Source organism: Marinobacter litoralis, assembly GCF_016427555.1.
GTDB classification, from domain to species: Bacteria; Pseudomonadota; Gammaproteobacteria; order Pseudomonadales; family Oleiphilaceae; genus Marinobacter; species Marinobacter litoralis_A.
Genome location: NZ_JAELVS010000001.1, coordinates 72,282 through 99,236, shown reverse-complemented (window position 1 = coordinate 99,236; position 26,955 = coordinate 72,282). Strand labels below are relative to the sequence as shown.

The 26,955-nt window shown below is 56.2% G+C and carries 24 protein-coding genes; 8 read left to right on the top strand and 16 right to left on the bottom strand.

Features of this window, described 5'->3' with window-relative positions:
- Positions 1 to 77 precede the first annotated feature (77 nt).
- Both JAO79_RS00445 and JAO79_RS00440 read left to right on the top strand, forming a co-directional pair.
- A complete protein-coding gene (locus tag JAO79_RS00445) occupies positions 78 to 1,166 on the top strand; it encodes an SMP-30/gluconolactonase/LRE family protein (protein ID WP_199005209.1) in 1,089 nt (362 codons plus the stop codon).
- A gap of 92 nt (positions 1,167 to 1,258) precedes the next feature.
- Positions 1,259 to 2,239, top strand: a complete 981-nt coding sequence (locus JAO79_RS00440) for an NADP-dependent oxidoreductase (protein WP_199005208.1) — start codon at positions 1,259 to 1,261, stop codon at positions 2,237 to 2,239.
- 18 nt (positions 2,240 to 2,257) lie between these two features.
- On the opposite strand, the gene JAO79_RS00435 is transcribed toward JAO79_RS00440, so the two are convergent.
- The 3 genes from JAO79_RS00435 to JAO79_RS00425 form a co-directional block, all read right to left on the bottom strand.
- Positions 2,258 to 4,105, bottom strand: a complete 1,848-nt coding sequence (locus JAO79_RS00435) for a cation:proton antiporter (protein ID WP_199005207.1) — start codon at positions 4,103 to 4,105, stop codon at positions 2,258 to 2,260.
- A gap of 21 nt (positions 4,106 to 4,126) precedes the next feature.
- Positions 4,127 to 4,933 (bottom strand): tRNA cyclic N6-threonylcarbamoyladenosine(37) synthase TcdA, encoded by an 807-nt coding sequence (gene tcdA, locus JAO79_RS00430; protein ID WP_199005206.1) that lies wholly within the window; start codon positions 4,931 to 4,933, stop codon positions 4,127 to 4,129.
- A gap of 151 nt (positions 4,934 to 5,084) precedes the next feature.
- Positions 5,085 to 7,079 carry a hypothetical protein gene (locus tag JAO79_RS00425; protein WP_199005205.1) on the bottom strand — a complete coding sequence of 665 codons (1,995 nt, stop codon included), beginning with the start codon at positions 7,077 to 7,079 and terminating at the stop codon, positions 5,085 to 5,087.
- A 220-nt stretch (positions 7,080 to 7,299) separates the two neighbouring features.
- Between JAO79_RS00425 and JAO79_RS00420 the strand changes: the two genes are divergently transcribed.
- Positions 7,300 to 8,001: a LuxR C-terminal-related transcriptional regulator gene (locus JAO79_RS00420; protein WP_199005204.1), complete on the top strand. Its 702-nt coding sequence runs from the start codon at positions 7,300 to 7,302 to the stop codon at positions 7,999 to 8,001.
- A gap of 193 nt (positions 8,002 to 8,194) precedes the next feature.
- On the opposite strand, the gene JAO79_RS00415 is transcribed toward JAO79_RS00420, so the two are convergent.
- Positions 8,195 to 9,970: an acyl-CoA dehydrogenase C-terminal domain-containing protein gene (locus JAO79_RS00415; protein ID WP_199005203.1), complete on the bottom strand. Its 1,776-nt coding sequence runs from the start codon at positions 9,968 to 9,970 to the stop codon at positions 8,195 to 8,197.
- A gap of 194 nt (positions 9,971 to 10,164) precedes the next feature.
- Here JAO79_RS00415 and JAO79_RS00410 point away from each other — a divergent pair, with 194 nt between their 5' ends.
- Positions 10,165 to 10,902 (top strand): SDR family NAD(P)-dependent oxidoreductase, encoded by a 738-nt coding sequence (locus tag JAO79_RS00410; protein ID WP_199005202.1) that lies wholly within the window; start codon positions 10,165 to 10,167, stop codon positions 10,900 to 10,902.
- A 41-nt stretch (positions 10,903 to 10,943) separates the two neighbouring features.
- On the opposite strand, the gene JAO79_RS00405 is transcribed toward JAO79_RS00410, so the two are convergent.
- The 3 genes from JAO79_RS00405 to speA all read right to left on the bottom strand — a co-directional run bounded on the left by JAO79_RS00405 (position 10,944) and on the right by speA (position 14,465).
- Entirely contained in the window at positions 10,944 to 11,576 is a 633-nt protein-coding gene (locus JAO79_RS00405; protein ID WP_199005201.1) for a ChrR family anti-sigma-E factor, read from the bottom strand.
- Entirely contained in the window at positions 11,573 to 12,172 is a 600-nt protein-coding gene (locus JAO79_RS00400; protein WP_199006572.1) for a sigma-70 family RNA polymerase sigma factor, read from the bottom strand. Before JAO79_RS00400 ends, JAO79_RS00405 begins: the two co-directional genes overlap by 4 nt.
- A gap of 382 nt (positions 12,173 to 12,554) precedes the next feature.
- Complete coding sequence (speA, locus tag JAO79_RS00395; protein ID WP_199005200.1) at positions 12,555 to 14,465, bottom strand: biosynthetic arginine decarboxylase; 1,911 nt, start codon at positions 14,463 to 14,465, stop codon at positions 12,555 to 12,557.
- A 138-nt stretch (positions 14,466 to 14,603) separates the two neighbouring features.
- On the opposite strand from speA, the gene speE reads away from it, so the two are divergent.
- Positions 14,604 to 15,485: a polyamine aminopropyltransferase gene (gene speE, locus JAO79_RS00390; RefSeq protein ID WP_199005199.1), complete on the top strand. Its 882-nt coding sequence runs from the start codon at positions 14,604 to 14,606 to the stop codon at positions 15,483 to 15,485.
- Positions 15,486 to 15,559: 74 nt separating this feature from the next.
- Here the strand turns inward: speE and JAO79_RS00385 are convergent, their stop codons facing one another.
- Positions 15,560 to 16,831: an ammonium transporter gene (locus tag JAO79_RS00385; protein ID WP_199005198.1), complete on the bottom strand. Its 1,272-nt coding sequence runs from the start codon at positions 16,829 to 16,831 to the stop codon at positions 15,560 to 15,562.
- Positions 16,832 to 16,905: 74 nt separating this feature from the next.
- The gene (gene glnK / locus JAO79_RS00380) at positions 16,906 to 17,244 is read right to left on the bottom strand and encodes a P-II family nitrogen regulator (protein WP_091997389.1); all 339 of its coding nucleotides are present in this window, start codon (positions 17,242 to 17,244) and stop codon (positions 16,906 to 16,908) included.
- Positions 17,245 to 17,613: 369 nt separating this feature from the next.
- Between glnK and JAO79_RS00375 the strand changes: the two genes are divergently transcribed.
- The 3 genes from JAO79_RS00375 (at position 17,614) to trmB (ending at position 20,260) form a co-directional block, all read left to right on the top strand.
- Entirely contained in the window at positions 17,614 to 17,865 is a 252-nt protein-coding gene (locus JAO79_RS00375; RefSeq protein WP_199005197.1) for an accessory factor UbiK family protein, read from the top strand.
- A gap of 62 nt (positions 17,866 to 17,927) precedes the next feature.
- A complete protein-coding gene (locus JAO79_RS00370; RefSeq protein ID WP_199005196.1) occupies positions 17,928 to 19,463 on the top strand; it encodes a YifB family Mg chelatase-like AAA ATPase in 1,536 nt (511 codons plus the stop codon).
- A 71-nt stretch (positions 19,464 to 19,534) separates the two neighbouring features.
- Positions 19,535 to 20,260, top strand: coding sequence for a tRNA (guanosine(46)-N7)-methyltransferase TrmB (trmB, locus tag JAO79_RS00365; protein ID WP_199005195.1), 726 nt, complete (start codon positions 19,535 to 19,537; stop codon positions 20,258 to 20,260).
- A gap of 22 nt (positions 20,261 to 20,282) precedes the next feature.
- Here trmB and JAO79_RS00360 read toward each other — a convergent pair whose 3' ends face one another.
- The 7 genes from JAO79_RS00360 to JAO79_RS00330 form a co-directional block, all read right to left on the bottom strand.
- Positions 20,283 to 20,825 (bottom strand): hypothetical protein, encoded by a 543-nt coding sequence (locus tag JAO79_RS00360; RefSeq protein WP_227664275.1) that lies wholly within the window; start codon positions 20,823 to 20,825, stop codon positions 20,283 to 20,285.
- A complete protein-coding gene (gene hemW, locus JAO79_RS00355) occupies positions 20,825 to 21,973 on the bottom strand; it encodes a radical SAM family heme chaperone HemW (RefSeq protein WP_199005194.1) in 1,149 nt (382 codons plus the stop codon). The genes JAO79_RS00360 and hemW overlap by 1 nt, the downstream gene beginning before the upstream one ends.
- A gap of 2 nt (positions 21,974 to 21,975) precedes the next feature.
- The gene (gene rdgB / locus JAO79_RS00350) at positions 21,976 to 22,575 is read right to left on the bottom strand and encodes an RdgB/HAM1 family non-canonical purine NTP pyrophosphatase (protein WP_199005193.1); all 600 of its coding nucleotides are present in this window, start codon (positions 22,573 to 22,575) and stop codon (positions 21,976 to 21,978) included.
- A 3-nt stretch (positions 22,576 to 22,578) separates the two neighbouring features.
- Complete coding sequence (locus tag JAO79_RS00345; RefSeq protein ID WP_199005192.1) at positions 22,579 to 23,028, bottom strand: DUF4426 domain-containing protein; 450 nt, start codon at positions 23,026 to 23,028, stop codon at positions 22,579 to 22,581.
- Positions 23,028 to 23,630 (bottom strand): methionine biosynthesis protein MetW, encoded by a 603-nt coding sequence (gene metW / locus JAO79_RS00340; protein WP_199005191.1) that lies wholly within the window; start codon positions 23,628 to 23,630, stop codon positions 23,028 to 23,030. The genes JAO79_RS00345 and metW overlap by 1 nt, the downstream gene beginning before the upstream one ends.
- Complete coding sequence (gene metX, locus JAO79_RS00335; protein ID WP_199005190.1) at positions 23,627 to 24,775, bottom strand: homoserine O-succinyltransferase MetX; 1,149 nt, start codon at positions 24,773 to 24,775, stop codon at positions 23,627 to 23,629. Before metX ends, metW begins: the two co-directional genes overlap by 4 nt.
- Before the next feature lie 139 nt (positions 24,776 to 24,914).
- Complete coding sequence (locus JAO79_RS00330) at positions 24,915 to 26,879, bottom strand: dynamin family protein (protein WP_199005189.1); 1,965 nt, start codon at positions 26,877 to 26,879, stop codon at positions 24,915 to 24,917.
- Between the last annotated feature and the right edge of the window lie 76 nt (positions 26,880 to 26,955).

Below are 26,955 nucleotides of genomic sequence, written 5' to 3'. Positions count from 1 at the left end.
TTGCTTAGGTTGTGTAATCTATCTGCTCTCCGAGTCGTTAGAGGAAAAACAATGATAAAAACCTGCGGTGGTCCGTCATGAGATGGTTGTTGATAGGCTCGTTGATCCTGTTCCTGGTGTGTGGTGGTTTTTTGCTGGCTCCGTCCCCTGTGGATAGCAAAGCCTGGGAGGCACCCAAGCCGCCGCCGATGACCGGTGTCTATGCCCCGAATGAACTTTTGCGCCAGGCCGATTTGCTGGCGCTGGGGCAGGTGTATGGTCCGGAAGATACGACGCTAGGTACCGACGGTGTGCTCTATGCCGGCACCCAGGATGGCAAAATCATTCGCGTTCATCCCGACGGCAAGGTAGATACCTGGTTGGAAACCGGTGGTCGGCCATTGGGTATGGTGATGGATGAACAAGGCAACCTGTTGGTGGCGGATTCCGGAAAAGGCCTGTTGTCGATAACACCGGATGGTGATATCACGGTCCTCACCCGGGAAGCCGCTGGCACGCCGTTCCGTTTTACGGACGATGTGATCATTGCCCCGGATGGTCGCATTTATTTTACCGACGCCAGCTCTCGTTTCGGTCAGTCGGACTATCTCTTGGATTTGCTGGAAATGCGCCCTCATGGCCGCCTGCTTCGGTACAATCCGAAAACCCACAAGACGGAAGTGCTGGTGGCGAATTTGCATTTCCCCAATGGTGTTGCGGTTTCGCCGGAAGGTGATTATGTATTGGTCAACGAAACCTGGAAGTACCGCATTCTCAAGCATTGGATAGCGGGGCCCAAGGCTGGCCGAACGGAAGTGTTTGCGGATAATCTGCCAGGGTTTCCGGACAACCTCGCCGTTGACCACGCAGGGCGTTACTGGGTGGCTTTCCCATCGCTCCGTAACCCGCAAATCGACGCAATGCACACAAGGCCCTGGCTTAAGAACCTGGTGGCTAAGCTGCCGGACAGCGCCAAGCCGAAACCGGAAGAGTATGGCTTTGTGGTGGCGTTTGATACCACGGGTAAGCCGCTTGTGAGTCTGCACGATACCAAGGGTCAGCATTTGCAGGAAATTACCTCGGTCAATCCCCATCAAGGGAATTTGTATTTTGGCTCGCTGCACAACGACCGCATCGGAAAACTGTCGTTACAAGCCATCCCGGATATCGGGGCTGGCCATGAATGATCTGAAAACGCGCCGATTCGAAATTCTGCTAGGCTGAACGTGAGCAGGATTGCTTTAACTGGCACCTGAGACCAACCTGTCTGGAGACACCCATGGCCCCCACTGAACTGCCGGAAGCCGAGACAATGCGCCAAGTGGTCTACGACCGATTTGGCGACAGCGATGTGTTGCAGGTGGTTGACGCGCCGATTCCGGAACCGGGCGAGGGCGAGGTGCTGATTCGTGTTCACGGCGCCGGCCTCAATCCCATTGATTGGAAAACCCGTTTGGGCATGGGCTTTGTTGCCACCCAAATTGAAAACGACCTGCCCTGGGTGCCGGGCTACGATGTCGCCGGAGAAGTCGTGGCCGTCGCCGACGATGTCACTACCCTGGCTCAGGGTGATCGGGTGATGGGCATGATTGGTTTCCCGGTGGCGGGCGGAGCCTACGCGCAGTTTGCCGTTGCTCGCGCGGACGAGTTGGCGATTGTCCCGGAGGAATTGGACCTGGTCACAGCTGCAGGCGTGCCTTTGGCGGCACTTACAGCGTGGCAGGGATTGTTTGAATTTGCCCGCTTGGAACCCAACCAAAAGGTGCTGGTACACGCCGGGGCCGGGGGCGTTGGCCACTTTGCCGTGCAGTTTGCGTTGGCGCGGGATGCTCACGTGATTGCTACGGCATCTGCCGGTAATCGCGATTTCCTGGCGGAATTCGGCGTTCACGAAGTCATTGACTACAAAACCATGGACGTTGCCAATGAATGCTTTGGGTTGGACGTGGTGCTGGATCTGGTCGGTGGTGAGGCGGGCAAGCGCTCCCTGCATACCTTGGGAGCCGCCGGGGTCTTGGTGACCATACCCACCGTGACCGCCGATGAGGTTGTCAGCGCAGCGGAAGTGATGGGGGTTCGGGCCCACGGAATGCGTGTGCGCCCTGATGTCTTTCATCTGGAAGAAATTGCCGAGCTGATTGAAGACGGCGACGTGCGCGTGCACATTGACAAGGTGTTCGCAATGGAGCAAGTGCGCGAAGCCCATGACCTTCTGGCAGAAGGCCATGTACGGGGTAAGCTCGTCCTGGACTGTCGCTAGTCTGCAAGGGGCTGGGGATCAATCCTCAGCCTTGTCCTCTGAACCCTGGTTGCCATTGGTGTCCCGCTCTTTTTGAGGCTGCGGGGGCACAAGACTGATCAGAACCCAATCGTCTTCGGGTTCCAGTGACTCCATGTCCTTCACCGGATGAATGTGCTCCTTACTGTCGATGATAAACAGTACCAGAGCCTGCTGCTGGTATTGCTCCAGGAACTGCTGGTAGCTGAACTCTTCGCTTAGCTGGGTGGTTTTGACGTTGTAGCCCTGACTGACCAGGCTGGCCAGCTTGGCATAGCTCACGCCGTCAAAAATCCCACGGGTCCGCTGCACTTTCCCCGCCGTTTGCAGGCGCGCTTTTTGATCCTGATCGCCCTCGGTCAAGCCAAATACGGAAGTGTCGCCGAACCAGTCCATGAAATGGTACGTGGCCAGACTGTTCATCTGTTTGTAGGGCGACAGAATCAGTAGGTTACCAATACCCGTCAGATCCATATGAGTGGCCGCGTGTTCCGACGCCGGATTGCCGAAGTATACCGGCAGATTTTCCATCCTCGATTGCCGAACGTTCTCCCAGTTGGTGTCTGAGAGCATAATCGGTACGTCGTGCTTCTTCAGGGCCTGTCCAATCAGTCGGGCAATGGGGTTAGCCCCCAGAATCAGAAAGCCGTGAGCGGGTGGTTCCTTAACGCCCAGCAGCTTGGCAATCGGTCGGGCCGTCAGGCTTTGCAGGGTAACCGTGGTAATGATCAACATGAACACCAGCGGCACTAACGTTCCCGCGCCGTCATAGCCAAGTCGTTCAAGCTGGAAAGCGAACAGGGCAGAGACCGCGGCGGCGACAATACCCCGCGGCGCAATCCAGCTCAGATAAAGCTTTTCGCGCAGGTTCAGCGAGGTGCCTATGGCGGAGAGGAAAATGCTGATCGGGCGGGCGATGAACATCAGGCAAGCCAGCACGGCTACCAGCCCCCAACCCAGATCCAGAATGGCGGAAAACTCGACCCGGGCGGCCAGAATGATAAACAGCGCCGAAATCAGCAGAACGCTCAGGGATTCCTTGAACTCCAGAATGCTGTCAATCGGCACCCGCTTCATGTTGGCCATCCAGATGCCCATCACGGTGACCGTCAGCAGGCCGGATTCGTGAGCCATTTGATTGGAGATGGCGTAAACGCCGAGCATGAACGTGAGCGTGCCGGCATTGTGCAGGTACTGAGGTAGCCAGTGTTTTCTGAGGGCCTGACCATTCAGATAACCGGCAATGGCGCCGATGATAAAGCCGACCACCAGTGTCTTGCCGAAAATATACAGTGAGTGACCGAAGACGTTGCCCTGACCCCAGGAAACGATACCTTCAAAAACCAGAACCGCCAGCAGCGCGCCCACGGGATCAATGATGATACCTTCCCAGCGCAGAATGTTGGACAGCTTTGCGGTCGGCCTAACCGCCCGAAGCAGGGGCGCAATGACTGTCGGGCCTGTGACCACGGAAATGGCACCAAACAGGAGCGCAACTTCCCACGAAACCTCCAGAATCCAGCGCGCTGCCAAGGTTCCGATGGCACAGGTGACAATCGAGCCCACGGGTACGAGGTTTCGTACCATCTTGCCGTGGCCTTTGATCTCGTCGTAGCGGAGTGTCAGGCTACCTTCAAACAGAATGATGGCGACCGCCAGTGAGATGACAGGGAACAGCAGATCACCAAAGACTTCCTCGGGCTGAAGGAAGCCCAATACCGGCCCGGCAATAATGCCCCCTGCCAGCAGAAACAGAATGGCAGGCATGCGAACGCGCCACGCAATCCATTGGCAAAGCAGAGAGCTGATACCGATACCGGCAAGAATCAGAGCAGTACTAGCGGCCATAAGGGCTTCCGGTTGAAAAGTTTATAAGTTGGCTCGACGAGCCATTCGGTTCAAGAGCCGGGACGCAGCAAAAAAACCGAAGCTTGCGGTTACAGGGCTGGCAGCACCAAAGCCTGATGCGCAATCGAGTCGAACAGGGCCTTCCGTTGCGGGTTTCTGGTGGCATACCTCGCCATCGGGAGCCGGGTAGGTCAGCTGTTCCAACGAGTATACGGCTTCGATGCCAAAACGGCGCTTCGGATTTCGAGAAAAATTATATTCACGTCGCAGCAGATTGCGAACTTTTGCCAGCAATGGGTCCTGGGTGGTTTTGCTGAGATCCGCCACCTGGATTTGGGTGGGGTCCATCTGGCCACCCGCTCCTCCGGCCACCACCACCGGTATCTTGCGGCGATGGCAGTGCGCAATAAGGCTGGCTTTGGCTTTCACACTGTCGATAGCGTCCACCACACCGGTGACTTCATCAGTGATCAGTTCCTGCACGTTTTTGGTGGTCAGAAAACCGAAATGAACACGAATATCCGCATGCGGGTTGATTGCGCGCAAACGTTCCGCCATGGCGTCGGTCTTGGTTTGGCCGTATTGACCTTGCAAGGCATGCAGCTGGCGGTTGGTATTAGACACACAAATGTCATCCATATCGATCAGCGTGAGGGTGCCAATACCGCTGCGAGCCAACGATTCGGCAGCCCAGGAGCCGACGCCGCCCAGACCAACCACAACGATGTGGGCCTGACTGAACGCACTCAGAGCTTTTCGGCCATAGAGTCGTTCAATGCCGCCAAAGCGAAAGCTGTAATCGTCAGGCAGGGGGGATGAAGAGTTCATTGAGGGCTCGTGCTGTTTGGTTGAACGTATGGGCGGTTATAAGGGGCAGATTGTAACGCAGGGGGTGTGGCAGGGGCTATTCGGTGTGAAAAACGAAAACGGCGAACCTAAACAAGATTCGCCGTTTTGTTTGCTTGCAGTGAGGAGATGGCTATTTTTGGGTTACATCCACCAACACTGCCAATCCAAGTTCGTTGTAGTCTACGGCATCCTTTTCAAGATAGCCGGTTGTGAAGACTCCGAAACTGGCGTCGGCGTTGAAGAAACCTTCGAATTTGGTTGCGCCACCGTCAGTGTCGGGAACGGATATGGTTGTGCCTCCATTGCTGTCAATCTCGATGTTGAAAGCAAGATCGGACTCTTGGTGAACCGTTGCTTCAATGTTGTCGCCAAGGCCCTGTTCTTTGCGGATCTCAGAGAAGTTGCCGCTTACTTTACCGGCGCTATTGCTGTCCATTGTGAGGAATGTGTTGAACTGGCTGGCAAACAATGCGATAGATGATGTCGCTCCGCCCTCGAGATGAGCGCTCGCCATCAGCAGTCGATATTTCTTTCCGCTGACGGTGGGGGTCGAGTCACCTAACTTAACGAGCATGGTCTTGTCGAACTCTGCGAAACCAGCCGTATTGTCTCCGGCACTTTCCGAGAAATCGACATACCCGGCATCTTCGCTGACAAAGCCTATTGCGCCACCTTCAGGGCCATCCGTGATTGTGCCATCAGCCGCCACCGTTAACGTGAAGGATTCTGAGGGCGTGGGCTGGTCGCCGTAGGAGGCGGCGCCACTGCTGTTCACGATGATTTCACGCTCCGTGCCTGCGCTAACGGTGCCGTTGAAGCCAGTTGAAAACGTAACCGTATTGTTGGCGCTGAATAGTTCGATGCTCCCGGAACTGAGCCTGGAGCCAAAGTAGACCCGCCCGTAGTCGCCCGTCATCGCTGTGTCCGAAAGATTGGCGGGTTTTCGAGCAAATACTTCAAGTGTGCGGAATACCTCATCGCCGTGCTTGTCGTCAGGGTCGATAGCGTCGTAAGTGCCATCGTTATCAGAATCGATGGTGCCGTAGCGAACGCCGGCTTCGTGGGTGAGGCCGAAGAACAGGCCTGTATCAGCGACTTGCTGGAAAACATAGGTCATGGCAGGAAAGCGCCAGCCGTAAGGCTCGTCCCCTTCAATATCTTCTTCAAATTCACCTTGTACGGCCAGAATCCCTAGAGTATTGAATGACCCATCAAATGTTTCCTGGCTATTGCCGTCGTCGAGCTCGGTGTTATAGTCAATCGAGCTGTTTTCTATAGCGGTTCCTGAAAGGTTGGCCCAGGCGCTGTCCTCCGACAAATAGGTCATGTTGACGGTGCCTGTGCCGCCGTTAGCGAACGTAAAATCACCCAGCCACATATCATGGGCAAAGGTACCGTTGCTCCCATCGTCATTGTCATGCAGTGCGAAAGCAAAGGCCGCGTTGTTGTAGTCACCAACGATGCTGCTGACATCGGCGCCGTTAGCGGAAACCGAGGCGACTTCGGTTTCAACGAACGCACCGACTTCTTGTTCAAGCACATCAAACATTTGTTCCAGATTTGCGCCAGCCGTGAGGTCGAACTCCTCAACTTTGCCGTTTAATTTGACTACGTCAGTAACAACGAGTTGATCCAAGTCTGCCCCGGATTCGATGAATTTGCGCAGAACGAATTCGGAAACCGGCGAAATATCGACATTTTTCTCGACGACTTGGGCTCTGAGCTGATGATTCGCACCGGTTATGCGAACGATCAGGTTGCCGGCCAAACTGACTCCGGTAGGCAAAGTCAGTGTGTAATCTCCTGTTATAGAGGTGCTGGTTTTGGCAAGCACATCGCCGACTTGGTTGCCGTCATCATCAACGCGAATGAGTTCTACGTCAGCCCCCTTGATAGGTTCAAGCCCGGTAATCGCTGCAGCAGCTTCCGGAACAATAAATGAGAAAGCGATCTCTAGTGCGCCGGGTTGGTTGAGCTTGGCGACTGTTCCGCTAGGTGCAGATGCTTTGCCTGATACAGTTTCCCCACTAGCGCTGTCGCCACTGCTGCCGCTATTACTACAGCCAGTGACTGCGAACACGCTGGCGATGGCTGAGGCTAGTGCCAGTTTTTTAACGTTGTGCATAAAGATCTCTCCAAGAAATAGGCATCCGTACGGGTGATATCGGCCGGAGCAGCATCACTATCCGACCTATCATTTATAGGCAACGTTCTTGGTATAGACGCACCCCACATGGGTAGGGAAAGACGATAGATTGTATGTGAAGTGTAATGATGGGTTTTTTGTATAAATACAAAGTATGGGCTAGCTTATGTAGCAAGGGATGACGTAAGTTGAGGGCCGGATGGACAGGGAGCAGTGCGGTTCAGAGAAAGATTTAATTGAGCTGATTGGCTTGATTTACGACGCAATCTCAAACGATGTCGGCTTTTACCCGTTTCTGGCGTCATTAGGCCAGTCTATGGGGCTCGGTGGTGGGTTTATCGTGATAAAAAGCCGAGTGAACACGGTGCCAACCACATCTTGGGTTTTCAATCTTTCGGCGTCTGTCGCGGCTTACTACAGCGATTTTCTGACCCGAGACAATAGCTCAGGGAGCCGCTGGCAGACCAGTCCGGGGGTGAGTGAAATTGTTGTCGCTGTGTCGGCGATAGAGCTTGATACTGTCTGTTTTTTTGGTGTGCAGTGCAAGAAAGGACAGGAGTATTTGTTCGAGCATGAGCTTCGTATGTTGGAAACCATGCTCCCTCATATTGAACGGGCTATCGCGATTTATTGCAGGCTAAATGGATACCGCGCACCGGCTGAGATCAGTTCAGATCGGCTGGGAGAAACGTTTCGATTCACTCCGGCTGAAACACAGATTGCTGAGCAGCTTGTAGCCGGAAAAGGCCTTGCGGAGATTGCGAAAAACTCTGGTCGGTCGCGCGAAACCGTGAAATATCATCTTCGCAACTTGTTCAGAAAAACCCGTACAAATAGGCAGTTAGAGTTGGTGTCGTTGCTCGTCCGTTATGATTCCATTACGTCCCGTGATGGCGAGTAACACGCAAAAAAAAACCACGCAAAAGCGTGGTTAAAAGAAGATACCTAACTCGTGTGAAGTCAGGCTGGACTAGTTCAGAGACACTAATCAACGTAGCCAGTATTATCCTTCTGGCCTGCGTGTAGAAGGTCACAAGCAGTCAATGGTCGGTCATTTTCGGACGCCAATGTTGGTTTGATCGGCATATTGCCGTTTAAGCCAACCAATGATGATCGTCGAACGCCATCATGCTCTCCTTGCCGGACTCGATGTCTTTGAGCAGCCAATCGATTTCCGGCATCAATTTCTCAAAATAATAACGGGCCGATACCTGTTTGCTTTCCAGCAGCGCGCGATTGCCTTCGCCCGCCTCCAGTTGACGGCCGGCAACGTCGGCCATGCGTGACCAGAGGTAGCCGATGACCGTCAGGGCCATAACCCGCAGGTAAGGTGTGGCAGCGGCGCCTGCTTGCTCAGGGTCGCTCGGGGCGTTCTGCGCCAGCCAGACTGTGGCGCGCTCCAGGTGTTTGATAGCGGACTTGAGCTCATCCCGGTACGGGGCTTCCTGGTTATCCTTGAGGTAGTCCGATAACAGCGCAAACAGAGTCCGAACCAGCTGACCACCTTTTAAGGACAGTTTTCGACCCACCAGATCCATTGCCTGGATACCGTTGGTGCCTTCGTATATCCGGGCGATGCGGCCATCGCGCACCAGTTGTTCAAGTGGCCAGTCCTGGGTAAACCCGGAACCACCGAGCACTTGCTGGCCCCAGTTCGCGTTGGTGTAGCCTTCGTCGGTCAGGAACGCTTTCACCACGGGAGTCAGCAGCTGTACAAGGTCATCGGCCTTTTCTCGGGTTTCGGCATCGTCGTGAGCGACGGACAGATCCAGCTGGTGGCCGGTAAACAAGGCTAAGGCGCGCATGCCTTCGTTCAGAACCTTCTGGCGCATCAGCATGCGGCGCACGTCAGGGTGCACGATGATCGGATCTGCCGCGCCGTCCGGGTTCTTAGCGCCACTCAAAGACCGGCTTTGCAGGCGTTCTTTGGCGAAGGCGAGGCTTTCCTGGTAGGCCATCTCAGCCAGACCCAGGCCCTGCATACCTACCATCAGGCGGGCTTCGTTCATCATGGTGAACATGGCGCTCATGCCTTTGTTGGGCTCACCCACCAGCCAGCCTTTTGCGCCTTCAAAGTTCATGACACAGGTGGCAGAACCTTTGATGCCCATTTTGTGCTCGAGCCCGCCGCAGAACGCCGGGTTGCGCTCGCCAGATTCGGGCAGCACTTTCGGCACCAAGAACAAAGAAATGCCTTTGGTGGTGTCGGGTGCACCGGGCAGTTTGGCCAGCACCAGATGCACAATGTTATCAACCAGATCGTGCTCACCGCCGGTGATCCAGATTTTTGTGCCTTCGATGGCGTAGCTGCCGTCTTCGTTGGGCGTGGCTTTGGTGCGAATCAGGCCCAGGTCGGTGCCACACTGGGGTTCGGTCAGACACATGGTGCCTGTCCATTCACCGCTAATCAGCTTTTCCAGATAGGTGTTTTTCAACGCGTCGGAGCCGTGGGCATACAGCGCACTGATAGCACCATGAGTCAGCCCGGGATACATGCCAAGGGACAGATTTGTAGAACACATCATTTCGTCAACGACGAACTTCAGCGTGTGCGGCAAACCCTGGCCGCCGAATTCGATGGGGGCATCCAGTGCCGTCCAGCCGCCTTCCACGAATGTCTGGTAGGCCTGTTTGAAACCGTCTGGCGTTTTGACCGTTTTAGCTTCCGGGTCGTAGCTGCAGCCTTGGCGGTCGCCTGTCTGATTGGTTGGCTGAATGACTTCGCTCGCCAGTTTGCCGGCTTCTTCAATGACGGCGGAGATCAGGTCAGGTGTAGCATCAGCGTACTTTTCCAGTTCGTGCAGTTTGTCAGCTCCCAAAACATCGAACAGCAAGAAGCGAAGGTCATTCGCAGGCGCCTGGTATTGCATGGACACTCTCCTGTAAAAATGAAATCGGCACGGATAGCGGTGGCTATTGTGCTTAATGGTTCGTAAGCGCAAATAATCCGTGTGCAGAGTCATACGTGCGTTTGAAAACATTGGCTCACTGGCAAGCAACCTGATGTGGGTTTGTTTGCGTACTACTCTGAAACCGAGACAACGTTTATTCAGGAGACAGCACGATGACCGTCATCATTGCCGGGGTTTCCGGTGCCATTGGCGGTGCGCTTGCAGAACGGTATCTGGCCGAGCAGCCGAGCGAACCGTTGATAGGATTGGCCCGAAAGGTTGAGAACGTGAGCGGCCGGGTGCGGGAGCATCCTGCTGTGCACTTGGTCGAGTGGCAGGCCGAGCATCCGCTGGATCTGGTCTCGCATCCTGAAGTCCGGAGCTTATTGGCATCCGCTCAAGGCGACCTATCATTAATCTATGCCGCCGGCTGGTTGCACGATGACACCGCCTCCCCGGAAAAACGGGTAGAGGATATTCAGCCCGATACGATGTTGCAGGCGTATCAAGTGAATTGTGTGGGGTTTGCCCTACTGGTTCAGGCGCTTTCGCCCTGGTTTAAAGGTAAGCGATTGAGCCGAGTGGCTGCTGTGTCTGCCAAGGTAGGTTCAATACAGGATAACCGGCTCGGGGGGTGGTACGCCTATCGATGCTCGAAAGCGGCCTTAAACATGTTGGCAAAGAACCTCTCGGTTGAATTGCCCCGAAAATACGCCCCCGTGGCGTGCGTTGCGTTGCACCCCGGCACCACCCATTCTGCATTGAGCGAGCCTTTCAGCCAGTCTCTGGCCAAACTCACCGTCCATGAACCAGGCGCAACAGCGGACAATCTGTTCAACGTTCTTGCAAATTTGACGGAGGAGGACAATGGACGATTTATCAACTGGGACGGGCGGGACTTGCCTTGGTAAAAGACCCCGCAGGCGCACGCGCACCTGCAGGGTAAAGGGCATCAGGTGATGAATGGGTTGAGTAAGCGACCGAAAGGGCCGGTGAGTTTCAGCGGCGCACTGAGAATGGACAGTGTGATGCAGTCTTCATGGCCAAGGGCAACGGGTTTGTGCACGTCTTGATCGGTCAACACGACAAAGTCCCACTGATTGAAAACGCCTTTGGCGTCTGAGAAAGCGCCTTGCAGTACAAGGGTGGTTTCGGTGCCGCGATGGGTATGGGCTGGCGCCTTGCCACCGGCGGCCAGTTTCTGCAGTATGACGCGCTCTTCCTGGTCAGGGAACCGATCGCTGATGTCGACAACGCTGACGCTTGGCAGCTGCCGCTTCCAGGGCAGATCGTTGAGGTCGTCGCCGAGCAATTTCTGAAGCGGGCTCAGTCGAGGTGCGTCGTTCTGCAAAGGGGCCGGCGCCTCGTCGATGCGCGCCAGCAGTTGCTCGAAGCTGGTTTCCGACACGGTCACGTCAGGTTGCTGCTCCATCATCACGGCGCCGAGACTGTTCAGGGTATCGACCCGACTCCGGCAATGGACGCACTTTTCCAGATGCAGACGGATGCACAGCGCGTGGGGCTCACTCAGGGCGCCAGCGCTGTAATCCATCAGGCTCAGACTGTCTGGATGATGTCGTGTCATAGGTTTTCGTCCTGCAAAATCACTTTCAGTTTGTTCAGCGCCAGGCGCACCCGGCTTTTGACCGTTCCCAGAGGCAGATCAAGTTCATCGGCAACCATTTGATGGGATTTGTGCTCCATGTAGACCTTGGCAATCACCGTTACCTGGTCTTGAGGCAGCAGGCTAAGTGAATCACGAATGCGCCGTTCAGATGTGAGCCGGTGTAGCGATGAGACCGGTTCGTCATCGTGTTCGCCCGGAATCTGCCAGAGATCTTCCGTTTCGACGGCCATCTCGGCGCTTCTGCGTTGAACCTTCCTCAACATGTCGATGCGCTGGTTACGAGCAATGGTGAAAATCCAGGTGGATGCCGCAGCCTTGCGCCAGTCGTACAGGCTGGAACGTCTCCAGATTGCGATGAATACTTCCTGCACCAGCTCTTCGGCGTGGCTGGCGATGCCATTGGAGATAGCGTAATACTTGATGCGTGGTGCAAAGTGCTCGAATAGCTCGTGGTAGGCCGCTTTGTCCTGATGTTTACCTACGCGTTCCAACAAGGCTCCCCATGGGTCCTTGCGGCCCTCGCCCTGCGCAGGTGGCTGTTCCAGTGTTGGCACTGGATGCTCCTTGATCGTGTCGTGATTGTGTTTGGCTACTGTCATGATTCTATGCACTCACCACTTTTTTGTCAGTGACTGTTTTACGCAGGGGGGCTGGGATCGGATTGCTGGATCAAATAAATTTTCCGGGCGGGCTGATGGAGGTCAGTGCCTTGTGAATGTTCCCCGTTTCCAGGGTGGTGACCGATACACCGTATTGTACGGGGACATGAATTGCTTCGATGCAGGTGTGAATCAATTGCGGTTCAGCTGAGCACTGATGAAATCGCTGAACATCTGGGTTACAGCGACCCGTCTAATTTTAGCCGGGCCATCCGTAAGAGGGGGAGATCTCGCTGTCGGTATGGCGCAGTTTGCACATCGATCACCCTGCCTGAGCCTATTCTTCCAGGTAGGTATACCCCTCAAGGCCCGAGGCCAGCTCAGCCAGAAGCTGTTGTTGAAGCTCCGGGTCAAGGTTGCTTGCTTTAAACTTGCGTTGATACGCCTCGACAATACTGGCTGGCTCGAAGTTTACATAGCGTAAGACCTTGGCCACGCTGTCTCCGGTGATCGGTTCACCGATCACGTACTCCCCCTGTTCGTTCAGGCGAACATCGACGGAATGAGTGTCACCAAACAGATTGTGCATATCGCCCAAGATTTCCTGATAAGCACCGGTCATGAAGAAACCGATTAACAAGGGCTCTTCCGGGTTGTGCTCGGGCAGGGGGAGGGTGGTTTCTATACCTTGGCCATCTACGTAGTGATCAATTCGGCCATCCGAATCACAGGTTATATCCTGCACCACGGCGCGCCGGTTCAGCGGCCGGTTCAACCCATTGATCGGCATGACCGGGAAAATCTGATCAATGCCCCAAACGTCCGGTAGTGATTGAAACAAGGAAAAGTTCACGAACAGTTTTTCGGCCAGTTTCTCGTTCAGTTCATCGATGATTTCCCGATGCGCACGGTTGGCAGCATCAAGCTGGCCCCGAATCAAACGGCAGCAGCGCGTATATAACGTCTCGGCCTGAGCGCGTTCACTCAACGACATCAACCCGTGGGCGAACTGGGCGTGGGCGTCGGTCATGGCATGCAGTACGTCATGGTAAATTTCCGCCAGCGATCGCGGGCACTGGTCATCCTGCAAGCTGCGCAGATCTCGCCACAGATCCTGCAGCGGGGCCGGAGAGGTGGCCGAGGGCTCGGAGGCTTCGCGGTGCAGCGGGGCTTCCCGGTCGATGACGTTGGTGATCAGCACGGAATGATGCGCGGTCAGGGCCCGGCCGGATTCACTGATCAGATCCGGGTGGGGTAGGCCGAGGCGGTCGCACTCCGCTTGCAGAACGTGCACCACGTTGTAGGCGTATTCGAAGACGGTGTAGTTCATTGAGCAACTGCTGCGGGAGCGGGTGCCTTCGTAATCGACGCCCAGCCCGCCGCCAATGTCCACGGTGCCTATGGGGGCACCAAGATGACGCAATTCACTGTAGAACCGAGCGCATTCTTTCAGGCCGGTTTGAATGTCGCGGATATTGGCAATCTGCGATCCGAGATGGAAGTGCAGCAGCTGCAAGGTATGCAGTGCGCCGGCCTGTTTCAGGGTTTCGACAACGTCGAGTACCTGGCTGGCAGACAATCCGAATTTTGATTTCTCGCCGCCGGTGTTCTGCCAGTTACCTTTGCCAATGGTGGCCAGACGGGCCCGCACGCCGATCAAAGGGGATACTTCGAGCTTCTTGGCTTCTTCCAGAATCAGCGGCAGCTCGGACTGTTTCTCAACAACGATAAACACCTTATGGCCCAGTTTCTGGCCGATGAGAGCCAGCCGGATGTACTCGCGGTCTTTATAGCCGTTGCACACGATCACCGAGCCAGCTTTACGGGCTAGGGAAAGCACCGCCAGCAGTTCCGGCTTGCTGCCCGCTTCCAGGCCAATCTGGTTGTTTGAGGCGGCGGGCTCGGCGGCTACCAGCTCTTCGACCACCCTCCGCTGTTGGTTTACCTTGATCGGGTAAACCGCCGTGTAGCGGCCTTGGTAGGCTTGTTCGTGGGTGACTTTATTGAAGGCACCGCAAAGTTTGTTCACCCGGTCGTGCAGGATATCGGTGAATCGGACCAGTACCGGGAGGGCCAGACCGGCGTCGGTCAGCGAACGGGTCAGTCGGGGCAGGTTAATGTGAGCCTCGCTTCGGCCCCGGTCCGGACAGATCTCCACTTCGCCCTCGGTATTGACGGAAATATAGCCGTCGCTCCAATGCGCAATGTTGTAAACCTTGTGTGCAGGTGATGCGGTAGATTCTGCCATTGTTGCTATCCTGTCAGGAAACCCGAATCGGCGGGAAAACCGTTGAAGGCTGCATTGTAGGAGCTGACTGCTGCCCCTACAATACGCCTCTTTCAAGATGTCCGGGCGTGGTGCAGCGGCATACAGTTGGAGAGTGATATGACAGCATTGAATGAGGGCTGGTTTACCGAGATATTTCAGGATCAGGGCACAGCCTTTTCCTTGCAGGTAAAAGCCAAACTGCACGAGGAACAGACACCGTTCCAAAAGCTGGAAATCTACGAAACCGAGACGTTTGGCAATTTGATGGTGCTGGACGGCTGCGTGATGCTGACCACTCGGGACAACTTTCTGTACCACGAGATGATGACGCACCCGGCGCTGTTCACCCACAAAGATCCGAAGAAGGTTGTGATTGTCGGTGGTGGTGACTGTGGCACGTTGAAAGAAGTCTTGAAACACCCGGGGGTAGAAGAAGCCTGGCAGGTGGAAATTGACGAGCGGGTGACCCGCATGTCGGAAAAGTATTTCCCGGAACTGTGCGAAGCCAATAGCGACCCCCGAGCCAACTTCTTCTTCGGTGATGGCGTGAAGTGGATGCGCGAGGTGGAGCCAAACAGCATCGATTTGCTGATCATCGACAGCACCGATCCGGTTGGGCCGGCGGAGGGGCTGTTTGCTCTGGATTTCTACCGCGATGCGATGCTTGCGCTGAAAGAAGGCGGCATTGTGGTGCAGCAGAGCGAGTCACCTTTGCTGCATACCGACTCGATCATCAAAGACATTCATACCGATATGCGTAAAGCCGGCTTTGGCCATGTGCAAACCTTGCCGTTTCCGCAGCCGGTTTACCCGACAGGCTGGTGGAGCTGCACCATGGGCAGCAAGGACAACCCGCTCAAGTATTTCCGCGAAGAAGACGTGAATGACCGGCCGTTTGTCACCCGGTATTACAACGCGGGTATCCACCACGGAGCCTTGGCCATGCCGCAATTCATGATTGATGCGCTGGAAGATCAGGTGCGGCCGGAAGAGGGCTGACAACGTCCAGACTAGCGTGCATTGAACCCAGAAAGGGCGCCCGAGGGCGCCCTTTCTGGGTTCTGAGGCAGCAATTACTGCTTGCTGCTGCCGAACTCGGGGTAGGCTTCCAGGCCACATTCTGCAATGTCGACGCCTTCGTATTCTTCTTCGGCGCTGACTCGAATGCCCATTACGGCTTTCAGAATGCTCCAGACGATCAGGCTGGCGATAAACACCCAGACGAAGATGGTCAGGGCACCGATCAACTGGCCGCTGAAGGTTACGTCGGCGTTGGTGAAAGGCACCAGCATCAGGCCAAGGAAACCACACACACCGTGAGCAGAGATGGCACCAACCGGGTCATCAATGCGCAGTTTATCGAGAGCAACGATGCTCAGTACCACCAGGCCACCGCCCAGAGCGCCCCAGAGGGTAGCTGTCAAAGCACTGGGTGTTGACGGTTCGGCAGTAATCACTACCAGGCCGGCAATGGCACCGTTCAACAGCATGGTCAGGTCAGCTTTGCCGAACATCAGGCGGGCAACAGCCAAGGCGGTAATCGCACCACCCGCTGCGGCGGCGTTAGTGTTCAGAAAGACCATGGCGACGGAGTTCGCGCTGGCGATGTCGCCAAGCTTAAGTACAGAGCCACCATTAAAGCCGAACCAGCCCATCCACAGAATCAAGGTTCCCAGTGCTGCCAGAGGCATGTTGGCACCTGGAATCGCGCGGATTTCGCCGTTAGGACCGTATTTGCCTTTACGGGCACCCAGCAACAACACGCCAGCCAAAGCAGCGGCCGCGCCGGCCATGTGTACGATGCCTGAACCGGCAAAGTCACTGAAGCCCAGGTCGCCCAGGTTGTACAGGCCAAATACGTCTTTACCGCCCCACGTCCAGGCACCTTCCAGTGGGTAGATGACACCGGTCATGACCGCTGCAAAGGCAAGGAAGGCCCAAAGCTTCATGCGCTCGGCTACGGCACCGGACACGATCGACATGGCAGTGGCCACGAAAACCACCTGGAAGAAAAAGTCGGACGCACCGGAGTAAATGGAGCCGCCTTCAAAGCCGTCTTCACGGGCGGCAAAGTCACCCAGTACGGCGTCTACATCGACTTCGGCGATGCCGGAGAGGAACAAGTTGCCGCCATACATGATGGCGTAGCCGCAGACCATATACATGGTGCTGGCAATCGCAAACAATGCGACGTTCTTGGTGAGAATTTCAGTGGTGTTTTTGGAGCGCACCAGACCGGCTTCGAGCATGGCGAAACCGGCCGCCATCCACATGACTAATGCGCCGCAAATAACAAAATAAAAGGTATCTATAGCATACTGCAGGTGAAAGATATTACTTTCCATAGGACGCCCTCCGCACAAGGCTCGTCAGATATTTAATGTTTTTGCGTTGGCTGGACCCGGGTATCAGGCCGGCATCAAACCGCCTCTTCGCCGGTCTCGCCGGTCCGGATTCGGATCGCTTGCTGAAGTTCGGTCACGAAAATTTTGCCGTCGCCGATCTTGCCGGTGTTGGCCGCCTTGGTGATGGATTCAATCACCTGATCCAGCAGGTTATCGCCAATGGCGATTTCAACTTTTACCTTTGGCAGGAAGTCCACCACGTATTCCGCTCCGCGGTAGAGCTCGGTGTGGCCTTTCTGGCGACCGAAGCCTTTAACTTCCGTTACGGTTACGCCTTGAACGCCTATTTCGGATAGTGCCTCACGGACATCATCCAATTTGAAAGGCTTAATGATCGCTGTCACAAGTTTCATTGCTTTCTCCTTGGTAAAGCCATCTCAACTTTGTAAGTGGTTGAGTTCGGGATGCTGCCACCTCGCACATCAATTGTGCGGATCGTGTACAAGGTTTAGCATCAGGTATGCCAACGCAAAAAATTATAATAAAAACATTGAGTTGCTTTTTATGTGTTCCCAAATGATGCAGATGGCTGCACCAAATCGGGGCGCCGCGCCCCAATCTGACTCAGGGTTGAACCGACAGAGGGCAAGGCGTGAAGCCTATTATACGGCCCAGCGGGTACAGTATGGCAGGGGCAGCGGTGTGATACACTCTCGGCTATCGCAGTATTCGACGGGCAATTGTCCAGACCGAACGAAAAGATCGACGCCACGAGGTAAAACATGAAAGGCCCCCAAGATTTCTTTGCCCAGCTACAAGGCCAGTTTGGCCAGTTTGTTCCGGATATGGCGCGGGCTGCCCGGGAAGATTTTGAAACTCAGGCCAGAGCGACCGTGATGTCTGTGCTGTCGAAACTGGAGCTGGTGACCCGTGAAGAATTTGAAAGCCAGCAAGCGGTATTGATGAAAACGCGTGAGAAAGTCGAAGCCTTGGAAAAGCGGGTTGCCGAGCTGGAGCAAAAAGCCCAGTCGTGATTTGCTTGTGAAGCGGGCGCAGGACGCGCCCGCGCAATACCAGTCCACCATGGAAGGTGATCATGTTAGCGATTGTCCATTCGCGCGCCAGCATTGGCGTGTCAGCCCCTGAAGTTACCGTCGAAGTGCACTTGTCGGGCGGTTTGCCGGCACTTTCTATTGTAGGCTTGCCGGAAACCGGTGTCCGTGAAAGCAAAGACCGTGTTCGTAGCGCGCTGCTCAATGCCGGCTTCGAATTCCCTGCCCGCCGCATCACCATCAATCTTGCCCCTGCCGATTTACCGAAAGAAGGTGGTCGCTTTGATCTGCCTATTGCGCTAGGAATTTTGGCCGCATCGGGGCAGATTCCGCCCGACAGCCTCAAAGCCCTGGAGTTCATGGGTGAACTCTCGCTGGATGGAGCCTTACGGCCATTAAAAGGCGTGTTGCCTGCGGTGCTGGCGGCCCGAGAAGCCGGACGTTCCCTTCTGATACCACAAGCCAATGCAGACGAAGCCGCACTCGCAAGCCAGGGGGATGTGTTGGCTGCAAGCCACATTTTAACGGTGTGTGAGCATCTGAATGGGCGAGCGAAATTGGTACCCGTACCAAAACCGCCAGCGGATGCTCGCCTCGCTGCGGGGGCGGAAGCTGCAGCCGATCTTGCCGATGTCCGGGGGCAGCAGGTGCCGCGGCGGGCCTTGGAAGTCGCCGCGGCCGGCGGTCACAATTTGCTGTTTTTTGGCCCTCCGGGCACGGGTAAAAGCATGTTGGCCAGTCGTCTTCCGGGTATTTTACCGGCCCTGGACGATGCTTCGGCGATGGAAGTCGCCAGTGTGCACTCGGTGGCGGGACAGCCGCTGCAGTCCGGGGGGTGGCGTCAGCCGCCGTTCCGGTCGCCCCATCACACCGCATCAGCCGTGGCTCTGGTTGGTGGCGGAAGTAGCCCGCGGCCGGGTGAAATCTCTTTGGCGCACCGCGGCGTACTTTTCCTCGATGAGCTGCCAGAGTTCGAGCGGCGTGTACTGGAAGTGCTCCGTGAACCCATGGAAACCGGAGAAATCGCCATTAGCCGAGCCGCTCGGCAGGTCACCTTCCCTGCCAGGTTTCAGGTGGTGGCGGCAATGAACCCGTGCCCATGCGGCTACAGCGGCCACCCGAATATCGAATGCCAGTGTACCCCCAGTCAAGTCATGCGGTATCGATCCAAAATATCCGGCCCCTTGCTGGATCGGTTTGATCTGCACGTTGAAGTGCCGGTTCAGGCGGGGGAAGTGCTGCTTCGTCATGGAGAAACCGGCGAGAGCAGTGCCAGTGTCCGAGCGCGGGTACTGGACGCCAGAAACCTTCAGCGCAAGCGGGGCTGTTTGAATGCTTCTCTCGCGGGCAAAGCGCTGGATCAGGCATGCCGCATCGATGCCGCCAGCGAAAAGCTGTTGGCCCATGCCATGGAGCGATTGGGGTTATCGGCCAGAGCCCTGCACCGTATATTGCGGGTGGCACGCACATTGGCGGATCTGGACGGGCAGGCAACTGTGTCCAAACCCCACTTGATAGAAGCGCTGGGTTACCGACAATTGGATCGGCAACAAGATCAGGGCGCTTTGGTGTCCGCCTGATGCCCTGGACTCTGTTAAACTGTCCGGTAAATTTCAGCAATCAGATCCGCAGTGGCGGTTGAGGACAACAAATGGCCGACCAGAACGACTCGCAAGATTCCAAAGGTGAAAATCCGATTACCACTCGCCGCGGTATCCGCAGCTTTGTGTTACGCCAGGGCCGGATGACCGAAGGCCAGAAAAAAGCCTTCGAGCGCAATTGGCCGAAATACGGGCTGACCCGGGAAGACGGTGTGATCGATCCCCGGGAAGTGTTTGGTCGTGACAGTATGCTGAATCTGGAAATCGGTTTCGGCATGGGCCGGTCACTGGCTGACATGGCCGAGGCCGCGCCAGAGCAGGATTTCATCGGCGTGGAAGTGCATTTGCCCGGTGTGGGCGCGTTGCTCAAAGAAGTGGATGACCGCGGTTTAGAAAACGTGCGGGTGTATAACATTGATGCCAACGACGTGATCGATTTGTGCCTGCCGGATGCCTCTCTGGATCGGGTTATGGTGTTTTTCCCTGATCCCTGGCACAAAAAGAGGCACCATAAGCGCCGTTTGGTGCAGCCGGAATTCGTGCAGCGCATACGCCATAAATTGCGTGTTGGCGGAGTTCTGCATTTGGCAACCGATTGGGAAAACTACGCCGAGCACATGCTGGAAGTGATGGACGCGTCGCAAGGGTTTGCCAACGCGCAGGAGCAAGGCGGTTTTTCACCGCGCCCTGACGACCGTCCGATTACCAAGTTTGAGCAGCGTGGCGAGAAGTTGGGCCACGGGGTTTGGGACTTGCTTTACCACCGCACCAACTAAGCCGCTGTCTGAAGCCCCGGCGCTACGAAGCCGGGGTTAGGGGTTGCCGCCGGGCCGCTCGAAGAATGATCAGCCCCGCCAATCCGAGCAATAACCCGGTGAACTTGACCAGCGCAAAGATGCTGGCCGCCATGCTCAGGCTGTTATCGGGGGGATTGAAGTTGTTGAGCAGGGCAAGGTTCTCAAGGACGTCGCTGGTACCGGCCACTATAAACAGCAGCCGCACCCACTTGGCGACGATGCGTTCGCGTACGCCGGGGCGGTCCACCGAAAACCTGCGGGTAAGCTGCAGCAACAGGGTCACGTAAGCTGCGATGAACGCGAAGTCCAGCCATAGCGAAGCCCGGGCCCAGGTCGTATTGTCGGGCTGCCAGCTGGCGAGTATGGCTTGAGCGTGCTGAGCGGTGCCCGCCAGTTGGAAGCTGATGATCCCTTGCGGTGCACTAGCGGTTTTCAGCGGCTGGTTCATCACCAGCAGTGCAAGGAATAATGCTGCACTGAGTGCCAGCGAAACCGCCAAGGCCATTCCGAGGGGCCGCTTTGGGTGATGCCGGGTTTGGTCCATCAGAGAAACTGCTCCAACAAGCTGTTGAGATACCGCTGGCCTTGCTCGGTGGTTTGTATCCGACCCGGAACCAGCAGATGTTGCTTCCGCAACTGCTCAAGTTGTACCGCAACCGGACTCAGGGGTAAACCTGTACGTTCGGTGAACAGATCTTCGCCAACACCGTGTTTGAGCCGCAGAGCATTCATCATGAATTCCAGCGGCCGTTCCTTCAGTTCAATGTCTTCACTGCCCGCGGTGCGTGATCCAATCCGGTTCAGATAGGCCTCCGGCTGACGGGTTTTCCAGTATCGAAGAATCCGGCCATCACCGAGGCTGACTTTGCCATGCCCACCAGCCCCTAATGCCAGATAATCGCCAAATTGCCAGTAATTCAGGTTGTGGCGACTTTCGAGATTCGGCCGGCTCCAGGCTGACACTTCATAATCGTCGAAGTTATGGGCGCGAAGATACTCCGCCCCCTGCCGGTAGATCTCCCAAAGCCGGTCATCGTCTGGCAAATCCGGCGGCCGGGAGAAAAACTCGGTGTTGGGCTCAATGGTCAGCTGATACCAGGATAGGTGCGTGGGTTGGTGATCCAGTGCCTGGCGCAGATCATCCAGGGCTTGTTCCGGTGTCTGATCTGGCAGACCGTGCATCAAATCTATGTTGAAGTTGCTGAACCCGGCCGCTTTCGCGGTCTCGATCGCGCGGTGGGCTGCTGTAGCGTCGTGGATGCGGCCAAGTGTTTTCAGGTGTGCCGGATGAAAGCTTTGCACGCCAATGGAAAGGCGGTTAATGCCAGCCTGGCGGAAACCTTCGTAACGGCCTTCTTCCAGGGTGCCAGGGTTGGCTTCGAGGGTGATTTCCGCGTCGGGCGCGAAGCTCAGGCGCTGGCGAAGTCCTTCGAACAAGCGCTGATAGAACCCGCTGGACATGAGCGATGGTGTCCCACCGCCAATGAATACGCTTTCGATCGGGCGCCCGCGCACGAAACTTAAATCCTGCTCTAAATCTTCCAGCAAGGCGGTCAGATAAGCATCTTCCGGAATGTCGCCGCGAACCGCGTGAGAGTTGAAGTCGCAATACGGGCACTTGCGCACGCACCAAGGCACGTGGATATACAGCGATAGCGGCGGGCAGACCGGAACAGCAGAGGCAGAGGGCACGTTTAATCGGTGCTCTTGAGCTGGTCTCGCAGGTTCGCCAGAGCGCGCCCGCGATGGCTGATTCGGCCTTTTTGTTCACGGGTCAGTTCGGCTGCACTGCAATGGTGTTCCGGTGCGTAGAACACCGGATCATAGCCAAAACCGCCGTCACCCGCAGGCTCTTGCAGAATCCGCCCCGGCCAGCGGCCATGGCAAATAATCGGAGTGGGATCATCCGCATGGCGCAGATAAACCAGCACGCAATGGAACTGGGCGCTGCGTTCCTGCTCGGGCACGTCCTTCAGTGCCGCTAACAACGCGGCTACATTGTCTGCATCCGTTGCTTCGGCGCCGGCATAGCGTGCAGAGCGCACCCCTGGTTGGCCGCCAAGGGCATCGACCGCTAAGCCACTGTCGTCTGCCAGAGCTGGCAAACCGGTTTCGCGAGCGGCGTGCCGGGCTTTCAAAATGGCGTTTTCAACAAAGGTAACGGCCGGTTCTTCTGCTTCTCCGACGCCCAGTTCGCCTTGAGCAATCGGCGTTAACCCCAAGGGCCCGAGCAGATCGGTCAGTTCGGCAATTTTGCCTTTGTTGTTACTGGCAATAACGAGTTTTTGAGACATGGTTCAGTCGTTAAACAATGCGTGGGCGAAGCGTACCTTCAGGTCTTGCGGGTGGCCTGTTGGTCGTGCGGTGATGTTGAAGGTCATTAATTCGGCCGGGCGATATTGGTATTGGGCAATGAAGTAAACCGCATCGCCTTCCTGAATCCTCCGGAACGCCAGAAACCTGACCTGTTGAATGTCATTGGCAACCTGGCCTTCAACCTGACCGCCTACCGGTTGAGGCTGGCCGTGCTCGTTATCGGTCATGATAGAGATGTTCACCACGCCGATGCTTTTGCTGCGCTGCAGGTTGTTGGCTTTGGCGACGTCCGGGGTCAGCATGGTGCTGGGAAAAACGCTCCAGTGGATTTGGTAATCACCGAAGTTTTTTTCGCCGCCGTGGCTTTGACTTGCCATCAACAGCAACCCAAAGGTTAACGCTACCAAGTGGGTGACAGAACGAATGGTCATCAGGTGTTCTCCCGTGTGATTCGGTAAATCGCAATCTCGCCCAGCAGGTTCGGCCACGCACGGGCCAGCCAGCTGTTCTGATGTTGGCCGTCTACAACTCGGCGGCTTTTGATCTTTATCCCTTTCTGCCGGCACAAGGCTTCAAAATCCTTGAAGGTGCACAGGCGGATGTTAGGGGTGTTGTACCATTTATACGGCAAAGCGTCTGATTCGGGCATACGGCCGCTCAGAGCCAAGCCCCAGCGCAGGCGCCAGTGGGCAAAGTTGGGGAAGGTGACGATGCCTTCACGGCCAAGCCGCAGCATTTCATCGATCACTTTGTCGGGCCGGCGAACAGCTTGTAGGGCCTGGGTCATCAGCACAATATCGAACATGCCGTCGCGAAAGTTATCCAGACCCTGAGTGTCCAGGTTCTGTTCGATCACCGACACCCCTTTGCCCATGCACGTAGTGATGTGGTCCGGGTTGATCTCCAGGCCGAAGCCGGTGGCGTTGCGTTCTTGCTGTAAGTAATGCAACAGGGTGCCATCACCACAACCGAGGTCGAGCACGTGGTGGCCGGGCTCAACCCACTGTTGAATAATTTCAAGATCGGCCCTCATGCGCCCACCTCCCGAGCTACCCGGTCCATGTACGCAGTGAACGCGTTGGTGTATCGGGGGGTCGGGATCAGGAACGCATCGTGGCCCCAGGGCGCATCGATTTCGGCGTAGCTGACTTTTTTGCGAGCGGAAATCATGGCATTCACCATTTCTTCAGAGCGGGCAGGGGAGAAACGCCAGTCGGTGCTGAAGGACAGAACCAGGTATTCGCACCGGGCAGGTGCCAGCGCTTTCGACAGGTCGCCGCCAAATTCGTAGGCCGGGTCGAAATAATCCAGAGCCCGGGTCATCAGCAGGTACGTGTTCGCGTCGAAAGTTTCGGAGAAGCGTTCGCCCTGATAACGCAGATAGCTTTCAACCTGAAACTCGGCGTCGTATCCGAATTTGAACGCTTCCTCCCGGAGTTCACGGCCAAACTTCTCGCCCATGGCGGCATCCGACAGATAGGTGATGTGCCCGACCATGCGGGCCAGCATCAGGCCACGCCGCGGTAAAGTGCTGGCTTCGTCATACCGGCCCTCATGGAATTCGGTGTCTGAGGTGATGGCCTGACGCGCCACTTCGTTAAAGGCAATATTCTGCGCCGTTAACCGGGGCGTGGAGGCGATGATCACCGCGTGCCGCAAGCGATCAGGATAATCCAGGCTCCACTGCAGCGCCTGCATACCGCCGAGCGAACCGCCAACCACTGCGGCCCACTGCTGGATGCCGAGACGGTCGGCCAGACGAGCCTGGCTCTTTACCCAGTCGGCAACGGTGATGACCGGAAAGTCCGGGCCGTAAAGCTTGCCCGTGGCCGGGTTGATTGAGTTGGGGCCGCTGCTGCCGTGGCAACCACCGAGGTTGTTCAGGCAAACCACAAAAAAGCGGTTGGTGTCGATGGGTTTGCCCGGGCCAATGCAGCTGTCCCACCATCCGGGTTTTCTATCGTCGTAGGAATGATAACCCGCGGCGTGGTGGTGACCGCTAAGGGCATGGCAAATAAGAACCGCGTTGCTGGCTTCGGCATTTAAGGTGCCGTAGGTTTCCACAACCAGATCATAACTGTCCAAAGACTGGCCGCAGGCCAATTCGATGGGGGTGTCGAAATGAAGGGTTTGCGGGCTAACGAGGCCCACGGAATCCGTAGGCAGGGAGTCGGGCATGAGCGTGTTGATATCCTGATCCAGTCCACTTGAGTCAGGCCATAGCCTGAGGTGGCGCAGAAGCTGGCGCCGATAGGGCAGTTTAAAGGCGGGGGGTGGTTGCTGCAACCGGCATGTGGCGGTGGCAGCAACCCGTAGGTCAGGCAGAACCGAAAATATTGACGACTTTCTGTTGAAGCAAAGTCGGGGCGGGCTTGCGAATATGGCGCACCATGTTGTCGGCCAGCTCCAGTTGTTTGCGCAGATCGGCGATGGAATGCTGCAGACGCTCTCGCTCGGCGCGGCTGTCGCGGTCGTTTCGTACCAGGTCCCGAAGTCTGCTGATTTGATGCTCCAGCAACTGCTTTTGTTCCATCGAGTACTGGATAATGGGCAGCAGCGCCTCGCGGGGCCAGCGCTCAATGTCGGACCTGGCCCTGCCGTGCAGGGTCCGGGCTTCGCTGACCATCACATTGAAAAAACGGCGAATCAGTAACGACTGCTCGGACATCAGGTTCTTGGGGCTGATACGGAAACGACGTGCTTTTTTGCGCAACTCCCGGATGGCAATCACATGACGCCCGGCTCTCAATGGAATGGGTTCCAGGTGACGGGAGCGCGAATCTTCGTTGTAACGCCGATAAATCGACGCCACCATTTTCTCCGCCAACTGGCCTTCGGTGAGCAGGTTGCTCAGATCAATTTCCAGCAATTCGAAAAAGTGATCCATGGCGCGAACCATGCCGGCCGTGGACCAGCTTTTCACCATAATCTCGCGCACTTTGTCGGCGTGGGCTTCAAAGCGTTTTTCGCTGACCAGGTTGTTCAGGATCTCGCCTTGCGAATCCATAAGGCGGCGCGATGAGCGCAGAGTGATCAGTTTTTTATAGTAGAAGTCATAGTCTTTCTGAGCCCCTTCTGCGAGCCGGGCCAGGGCCGGTTTGTCCAGTGCAGGGCCAGTGCAGGCCGCATGCTCTTCTTCCAGTGAATTGAGCCGGTACTGCATTGCAGCCTGGCTGTTTTGCAGCATGCCCAGCAAGTCACTAATGAGGTGCTGAGTAATCAGCTGTTCCTTGTGAGTCAGGATGCGCTGGACAATCAGCTTTTCCAGTAACCCAAGATTCGAGCGACCAAACAGTTCGGGATCGTTGCGCACGCGTGCCAGCAAGCCCTGTTTGGCAGAGAGAGGGAGGACATCGCGTTGCTTCATGCCGAGGTGGTCGGCGGTGTAGGTACGCACGCGCTCAATGGAATCATTCGTATGGTTGTCGCCTTGAATGTCGTCCCAGAGCACATCGATTTTGTTCAGCACGGCAAAGCGGCCGGCGCGATGGTCGGCGTGGTCGGTGTTGATGTGCTCTTTCCAGATTGCCATGTCGCTGGCGGTGACGCCAGTGTCGGCACCCAGCACAAAAATCACCGCATGCGCACGTGGCAGCATGCTCATGGTCAGTTCGGGTTCTGACCCCAGCGCATTCAGCCCCGGGGTGTCGAGAATACGCAAGCCGCGCTCGAACAGAGGATGGCGAATGCTGATCTGCGCATTGCGCCAGGCGGGTACCAGTACGTTGCCCGAAACCCGGGGGTCGGCTTCCAGCATGTCTTCATCAAATCCGAGTTTACGGGCATCGCCGATCGAGACGCTTTTCACCCGGGCAACTTCGGATAGCACTTCGCGCATGACCTTCGGGTTATCTTCAGCCAGTTCGTGCCGAATCCAGTTTTCAGGGCGCTTGCGTTGTTGCTGCAAGGATAGCTCGCCGGTGCGGGTTTCAATCGGAAGCAGCATGAGATAGCTCTCGTTGCTGGTCCGGTCGAAGAACAGCTCGGTGGGGCACATGGTGGTGCGGCCTGCTTCAGAAGGCAGCATCCGCTGGCCGTAACTGGCAAAAAACAGCGCGTTAATCAGTTCGGTTTTACCACGGGAATATTCGCCGACGAATGCGATGGTAAGCTCATCTTCAATCAGAAGCTCCAAGCCGTGCCGGATGCGGGTGCTGATGTCTTCTGAAAACAGGTTGTTGTCCTGCAGCCACAACCGGTATCGGCCAATCTGGCGAATCAGATTTTTCTTCCAGTCGTGGTAGGCTTCCACCTGCTGCGACAGTGTTCCCTGCTGGCTCATGAAGTAATCCTTTAGCGCGACGTTCGGGAGTTGGATGGTCCCAAATTAAATGTCGACAATCATAGCCTGATTATCC

Excerpts from the sequence above, each read along its gene's own strand:
- metW (WP_199005191.1), bottom strand. The coding sequence starts at position 23,630 with ATGAGGGCCGATCTTGAAATTATTCAACAGTGGGTTGAGCCCGGCCAC.
- JAO79_RS00415 (WP_199005203.1), bottom strand. The coding sequence starts at position 9,970 with ATGCAATACCAGGCGCCTGCGAATGACCTTCGCTTCTTGCTGTTCGAT.
- rdgB (WP_199005193.1), bottom strand. The coding sequence starts at position 22,575 with ATGTCTCAAAAACTCGTTATTGCCAGTAACAACAAAGGCAAAATTGCC.
- glnK (WP_091997389.1), bottom strand. The coding sequence starts at position 17,244 with ATGAAACTTGTGACAGCGATCATTAAGCCTTTCAAATTGGATGATGTC.
- metX (WP_199005190.1), bottom strand. The coding sequence starts at position 24,775 with ATGCCCGACTCCCTGCCTACGGATTCCGTGGGCCTCGTTAGCCCGCAA.
- JAO79_RS00360 (WP_227664275.1), bottom strand. The coding sequence starts at position 20,825 with ATGGACCAAACCCGGCATCACCCAAAGCGGCCCCTCGGAATGGCCTTG.
- speA (WP_199005200.1), bottom strand. The coding sequence starts at position 14,465 with ATGGCAGAATCTACCGCATCACCTGCACACAAGGTTTACAACATTGCG.
- JAO79_RS00345 (WP_199005192.1), bottom strand. The coding sequence starts at position 23,028 with ATGACCATTCGTTCTGTCACCCACTTGGTAGCGTTAACCTTTGGGTTG.
- JAO79_RS00445 (WP_199005209.1), top strand. The coding sequence starts at position 78 with ATGAGATGGTTGTTGATAGGCTCGTTGATCCTGTTCCTGGTGTGTGGT.
- JAO79_RS00420 (WP_199005204.1), top strand. The coding sequence starts at position 7,300 with ATGGACAGGGAGCAGTGCGGTTCAGAGAAAGATTTAATTGAGCTGATT.
- JAO79_RS00405 (WP_199005201.1), bottom strand. The coding sequence starts at position 11,576 with ATGACACGACATCATCCAGACAGTCTGAGCCTGATGGATTACAGCGCT.
- JAO79_RS00425 (WP_199005205.1), bottom strand. The coding sequence starts at position 7,079 with ATGCACAACGTTAAAAAACTGGCACTAGCCTCAGCCATCGCCAGCGTG.
- tcdA (WP_199005206.1), bottom strand. The coding sequence starts at position 4,933 with ATGAACTCTTCATCCCCCCTGCCTGACGATTACAGCTTTCGCTTTGGC.
- trmB (WP_199005195.1), top strand. The coding sequence starts at position 19,535 with ATGGCCGACCAGAACGACTCGCAAGATTCCAAAGGTGAAAATCCGATT.
- JAO79_RS00370 (WP_199005196.1), top strand. The coding sequence starts at position 17,928 with ATGTTAGCGATTGTCCATTCGCGCGCCAGCATTGGCGTGTCAGCCCCT.
- JAO79_RS00375 (WP_199005197.1), top strand. The coding sequence starts at position 17,614 with ATGAAAGGCCCCCAAGATTTCTTTGCCCAGCTACAAGGCCAGTTTGGC.
- JAO79_RS00440 (WP_199005208.1), top strand. The coding sequence starts at position 1,259 with ATGGCCCCCACTGAACTGCCGGAAGCCGAGACAATGCGCCAAGTGGTC.
- JAO79_RS00385 (WP_199005198.1), bottom strand. The coding sequence starts at position 16,831 with ATGGAAAGTAATATCTTTCACCTGCAGTATGCTATAGATACCTTTTAT.
- JAO79_RS00410 (WP_199005202.1), top strand. The coding sequence starts at position 10,165 with ATGACCGTCATCATTGCCGGGGTTTCCGGTGCCATTGGCGGTGCGCTT.
- JAO79_RS00435 (WP_199005207.1), bottom strand. The coding sequence starts at position 4,105 with ATGGCCGCTAGTACTGCTCTGATTCTTGCCGGTATCGGTATCAGCTCT.
- speE (WP_199005199.1), top strand. The coding sequence starts at position 14,604 with ATGACAGCATTGAATGAGGGCTGGTTTACCGAGATATTTCAGGATCAG.
- JAO79_RS00330 (WP_199005189.1), bottom strand. The coding sequence starts at position 26,879 with ATGAGCCAGCAGGGAACACTGTCGCAGCAGGTGGAAGCCTACCACGAC.